Genomic DNA, 5,729 nt, shown 5'->3' with positions numbered 1-5,729 from the left:
CGATGGGCTGAACAACTTAGGGCCTGCGGGATGAGTATGTCAAATAATATCTCTGAAGGATCAGGTTCTACTTCAAATAAAGATAACTCAAATTTTCTTAATGTTGCACGAAGGTCAACATTTGAAAACGCAAATATTTTGATAATACTCAATAGAAGAAATCTGATCAGCGAACAAACACTAAATGATCTATTAGAAGATCTTGATCACTTATCAAGAAAAATAACTAACTTTAGAAAAACTCTTTGAGGAGCAGAGCGCAGTACGCTATGCGCCCTCCTCTATGCACTACGTGCTATGCGCTATGCGCCATGCGCTACGCTCCAGGCGCCATGCGCTATGCGCTACGCGCTAATATTTTGCTAGCTGGATCTGCACACCCACCACCCTCATATACCGCTCTCCTGCTTGCTGAATACTTGTGTCTCCATCCTGATAATACCAGCAAATGTTAAGTTCATGATTATTATCTATCAAATTTTTAAGTCTTAAAAATATTTTATATATCTGTTTTGAAGAAGCGGTATTAAAATATTCTAATTTAAAGTCAAAATTAGTTTTGGGGTTTGGATTAGTGCAATACTCATCAAGCCATTCAATAATAGGGTCGTAAAATTCCGTAGGGTCCTCAGGTAATGACCTGCCCGATATTTGAAATTTTTTATTGGCAGGATCTAAGATTACCTGCGGTGTATCTTCCGTTGCTTCTAATTTTAATAATTCCAATTTCGTTGATTCTTGATTCATTATGACTAATTTTTTGACACCCTAACCTGTAATGAATAAAAGGACACTTTTTTATTTACAGGTATAAAATTATACTCTAATTTTTGACCGCTTTTTACAGCAAGATCAATTAATCCTAACCTGGCTCCACCCTTATACGAAATATTCTCCTCATTTGTTATTTCTTTATCATAAAAATTATTGAGACCACTGATATCCATACTATTAATTTCGTCTATTCTCGATCTCAAAGGCTCTATCTTATCATTTAGTATTAAATTTCCTGAAGTTACAATATAATTATCGGGGGGGTCTTCTCCGATCACAAATAATCCGCTAATAACGTCATTATCAGGGTTTAATTCATCGGCATGTTTACAAACATTTTGCAATATTTCGGTTATCACATTAAAAACATCTTTTCTGAGACTGGCAGTTTCACCATCCCCACTAATATTTCCTTCAGCCATTGATAAAACATTTAATACAACTTCCTGAGTAAATTCCCCTTCATATACCAACAATAAATTGTTTGAACGCATGGTTTTATGAAACTTCAATGCATTTTTTATCCCACCTTTATCATTAATAATCTCCCCGCTTCCATTAGTTTCAGATCCAAAATCAAGTTTTGTTTGCAAATAAAAATAGGAAGTTTTACGATCAAGCGGCTCGAAATCAAAAGCTAATTTTTTGCCTGACTTTCTGGCAATATCCATCAATCCTAACCCTGCTCCTCCTTTCTTGGTAAATTCACCATCTTCCAGGATTTTTCTATAAAGTTCTTTCAAGTCTTCTTTATCCAACCTGTTTATCTTATTGAGCTTATCTTTTAATATACCAATACTTTTGCTCTCAATCAGGTTGCCTGAAGTAATAGAATATTGATCATCAAATTTACTGATCATAAATATACCTGCACGGCCCGTAGATACATCCCTCTTCCTATCCTGATGCTTGCAAATATTTTGCAAACACTCAACCATGATATGGTAAACTCTTTTTTTTATTTTTTTCTCTATATCACTATACGAAATGTTCTTTTCTGATAATTCCAATAATCTGTCGGTAATTTCAGCATTGAATTCACCCTGGTATGCTAAATGTAAGTTCTCCTTAAGCATACTTTTATAAAGTTCATAAATAAATTTAAGGTTACTTTCTTCCTTTTTGCTTTGTAGTGCTTTCATTTTTTTACTTTATTAGTAACTTTTTTTTAAAGAGATTTATTGAACAATTATTTTTCCTCTACCAATAACTTGCTTCTTTTTATCTGAAATAGAATAAAAATACATTCCATTACTTAATCCGCTCCTATTAATTTTAACTGTCTCACTTCTAACTACAAACTTTCTTACTTCCCGCCCCAATCGGTCACAAAGTATAAAATCTAATGGATAATTGGCTTTTTCCTTTATCTCAAAAGTTGTTATCTTGCTAAACGGATTGGGATAAACTCTAAACGCTAAACCCTCAATATTAAACTCATCAACCCGGTTTGGGTTAGTAACAATTATATAATTTTCTTTAACCAACGTACTTGAGCAGCTATTAGAATCATTAATAGCGATAATACTCACTGTAAAAGTATCTGCATAAGTATATTGGTGTATAGGACTTATATCCATACTTGTTGTACTATCTCCAAAATCCCAAAGGTAAGAGGTGGCATTATTGGTGTTGTTAAAAAACTGAACAACTGCATTGGGTAAACTAACAACTGTTGTATCCACAGTAAAATCTGCTGTTACAGGTGGAAAAGAATCAATAGTTATAGATTGTGTCATAGTATCACTTCCTACCATATTGGAAATAATTAAAGTTACTGTATAGGTTCCGGTATCTGAATAAGTATGAGTGGGGGCAACTTCTGCAGAGGTATTTCCGTCTCCAAAATTCCAAAATAAAGCGTTTGGTAATCTGTTTTTGGCACAGCGTGCATCAAAAACAAACAATTTGCAGACACTATCAGCAAGTTCAACTGTAAAATCTGCTGTAGGTGGAAAATAAACAGGGGGATAATAAGGGGAATCAAACAGCAATGTTTCTGCAATAGTGGAAGTGTCTGCCGTATCTGCTTTGGTATTGTACATTAAATTACTATTGTGGCCTACTCCTGGTACTTCCGCATACTGCCATTTAAGGGTGGTACCCCTTGCCACTGCGTCACTATCAGAAAAAGTATAAAAGTTTTGTGCGCGTTCATAGCGGTTGCTCCCTTGTGCCTGCTGGCATAACAACCAACCATCTGCACCTGTAGTATCTGCTGTACCTATTAGGATCCCATAATTTTCATTATAATATTGCTTGATATGTTCATGACAATCAAAATTTAACGGGACACCATTAGTAATAGCACTATCACAAAAAAGATTAATATCAAAATTACCACCATCTAAACCACAAGGATACCACATGCTGATACTATCTAATGAATCAGTGCAGAATGTATAATAGTATGGATTAACAGAAACAGCCATTTTTATGGGAATAGAATCGAAATGTGCTTGACGGATCAACATATAACGGGTTACAAATTGACCGCCCGAAGAAAATCCAATCATATATGATGGGATTGAATCTCTGCTTTCTCTCGTTAATATATGTCTGTATATTTTTTTAAATATATATGTGTACCAACTCCAACAATTTGGAGTAGTAAAAGATGTTGGAGCTCCACCACTAAACCACGTACTATACATTGTGGGTGTAATAACAAGAGCATTTCTTCTGTCAGCAATATTTTTGAAAAGATTTCTCTCACTTTCCCCACTTCCACCCGATCCATGAATACCAAATAATATGGGGCTGCTTATTGAATCGTAGCTCAAAGGTTTGTAGTAATAAAGATAAAACGTTATGTCACCATAAATAATACTATCCTTAGGTGAATCACCAAATGGAATAGGTTGAGCAAAAGACAAACTAGAGAAACCCTCAAAAATAATTAGCAATACTATATTTTTTTTCAGTAACATTGTTACTTACTTTAATATTGACATTTTAGTAATTATGCGTTCTTTGGATGTTTGGAATACAGCAAAATAATACCCTGCTGGTAAATTTTCAGTACTAAAAATGATATTATAAGGCAGTTTTGCTTTAATAGGTTGGTCAAATAAAATTGCAACACGAACTCCCATATAATTGTAAACTTCTAATTTTGCAATATCAGATTCAGGGAGTAAAAAACTAATAGTAACTTCCTCATTAACTGGATTCGGATAAACTGTCAGCACCAGTTCTTTTTGCAAAACTTCACTTTCCTGATTCTTTGCAAATCTTGCTGTAGATGGTGCACATGAACCAATACAATCTCCATGACCCAAATGATCGGATAATGAGCTTGGATTTATACAAAGTATTTTGGAATTACCTGGATTACCGGGTGGCGTATGACAGATAAGAATTTTATCGTTGTTCTTTCCACACTGTACGGTAGTTACATCAACGGTTTTCGTAATTTCTGAGACACATCCAAATCTTGTAATAGTCAATGTAACCTGTTTTAGTCCTGTGTTAGCGAATAATATACCTGCCGGATTTTCATCCGTTGATGTAGTCGGAATGGCATCAGAACCAAAATCCCATTCAAAAGCAGTGCTATCTGACGTACCTCCTGTATAGGTAAAATCAAATACTAACCCCGTTGAAGTACAAGAATGATGTGCCTCAAAGTCAGCTATTGGGAATGGATTATCACGAATTGTATTTAGAGTCGAATTGGTAAGAACCACTTCGTTTAAATCAAAATATATACCTGCCTGATTATTAATAGTAGTGCCATCAGGAATATTGATTTTAGGTTTAATGCTGAATATAACAAATCCATTGCTGCCTTCAGGATCAGATGCACTATCAGGTAAGTTAATATTTTCAAATGAAAAGATTAGAGCATTTTCAGGAATAATTTCAAAACGGGTTAAAAGATGGCTTGTGCTTAATAATTTCAAAGTGGTTATATCCAGAGCATTATCCAGTTCATCTCTTATTACTATATTAAAAGCTGGAGCTGTACCTACATTTTGAAATCGGATTTGGTATATTAATTTATCATCCCTACCGATATTATTAAAAAAGCCACATCCTTTTGGAGTAACTAATAATTTATCATTAGGATCTAAAGCGCAATTATTATTATCTGTAAAACTGGCTGAGTTAGAAAACACAGGAGGAGGAGTGACGCATTCTCCATCAATCGAAGCTGTTGTTGTAAGAGGATCACTAAAAGTAGGAGGAACTAGTACATCAACACATATATCACAAGATGCATTAGTAGGAAAAGAAGGAATTGTACACGAAACTGTTTGACCAACAGGAGGCGGATTCATACAACAGCTACCTGAAGTGCTTAAAATTATTAGATTCGGATCTAAATTTATTGATAAAATTGCATTTTGTACAGGATTGCCATTATTTGTAAAAGTTACACAATAAGTGTGGGGAATTCCAGGGCACGCTGAAGCAAGAGGAGATGAATAAATACCTACTATATTTATACTAACACCACATACCTGTTGTACAAGAAAGTTTATATAATCATTATCGCCAATAGTATCACCAGATACAGCATTTACCACATAGAGACTATCCGTATCAGGGCAATCAAGTTCCTTTAGAATGTCATTTTGTATTTTTACCTGGTTTACCTCATAAACCGAAGGTGGAAGTCTAAATTCATAATCCCCTTCAGAATCTGAAAAAACAAAGAAATTTTCCTGAGTACTTTGTTTTTTTGCCTGGATTAACCGATTAGGGAGTCCCAGATCAATTACAGGATCAATAAAGCAATTGCTATCAATATCATTAGTTACTGTACCGGTAACAAACCCCGGATCCTCAACCGGCAAATCAGGCACACAGGGTTCAGCTATTGCAATAGCATTTATCCCTTCAGTGATCTCAATAAACTGGTCAACAGCTACATTGGTAAATATCTGTGTAATGCCCGAGGCAGGCCATACTATTCTTAATGAATCAATTATTGTGGCATTACCAAAACC

The 5,729-nt window shown here is 34.8% G+C and carries 5 protein-coding genes and 1 pseudogene; 1 reads left to right on the top strand and 5 read right to left on the bottom strand.

Annotated features, from left to right (window positions below; translation table 11 throughout):
- On the top strand, positions 1-249 hold a 249-nt coding region (locus tag FVQ77_17100; protein ID MBW8052020.1), incomplete at its 5' end, for a four helix bundle protein.
- Between the two features lie 102 nt (positions 250-351).
- Here FVQ77_17100 and FVQ77_17095 read toward each other — a convergent pair.
- From FVQ77_17095 to FVQ77_17075, 5 genes and pseudogenes are all read right to left on the bottom strand, one after another.
- Positions 352-726, bottom strand: a complete 375-nt coding sequence (locus tag FVQ77_17095) for a DUF1987 domain-containing protein (protein ID MBW8052019.1) — start codon at positions 724-726, stop codon at positions 352-354.
- Positions 727-752: 26 nt separating this feature from the next.
- Positions 753-1,268: a hypothetical protein gene (locus FVQ77_17090; GenBank protein ID MBW8052018.1), complete on the bottom strand. Its 516-nt coding sequence runs from the start codon at positions 1,266-1,268 to the stop codon at positions 753-755.
- An 84-nt stretch (positions 1,269-1,352) separates the two neighbouring features.
- A pseudogene (locus FVQ77_17085) lies at positions 1,353-1,850 on the bottom strand (sensor histidine kinase).
- A gap of 102 nt (positions 1,851-1,952) precedes the next feature.
- The gene (locus FVQ77_17080; GenBank protein ID MBW8052017.1) at positions 1,953-3,704 is read right to left on the bottom strand and encodes a PKD domain-containing protein; all 1,752 of its coding nucleotides are present in this window, start codon (positions 3,702-3,704) and stop codon (positions 1,953-1,955) included.
- A gap of 6 nt (positions 3,705-3,710) precedes the next feature.
- Positions 3,711-5,729, bottom strand: a 2,019-nt coding sequence (locus FVQ77_17075; protein ID MBW8052016.1) for a T9SS type A sorting domain-containing protein, incomplete at its 5' end; no start/stop codon positions are given.

Source organism: Cytophagales bacterium (assembly GCA_019456305.1).
Classification (GTDB): Bacteria; Bacteroidota; Bacteroidia; order Cytophagales; family VRUD01; genus VRUD01.
Note: the sequence above shows the minus strand (reverse complement) of the source record. Positions and strands in the feature narration are given on the sequence as shown.

Coding starts and splice junctions, on each gene's coding strand:
- FVQ77_17090 (MBW8052018.1), bottom strand. CDS start 1,268: ATGCGTTCAAACAATTTATTGTTGGTATATGAAGGGGAATTTACTCAG.
- FVQ77_17080 (MBW8052017.1), bottom strand. CDS start 3,704: ATGTTACTGAAAAAAAATATAGTATTGCTAATTATTTTTGAGGGTTTC.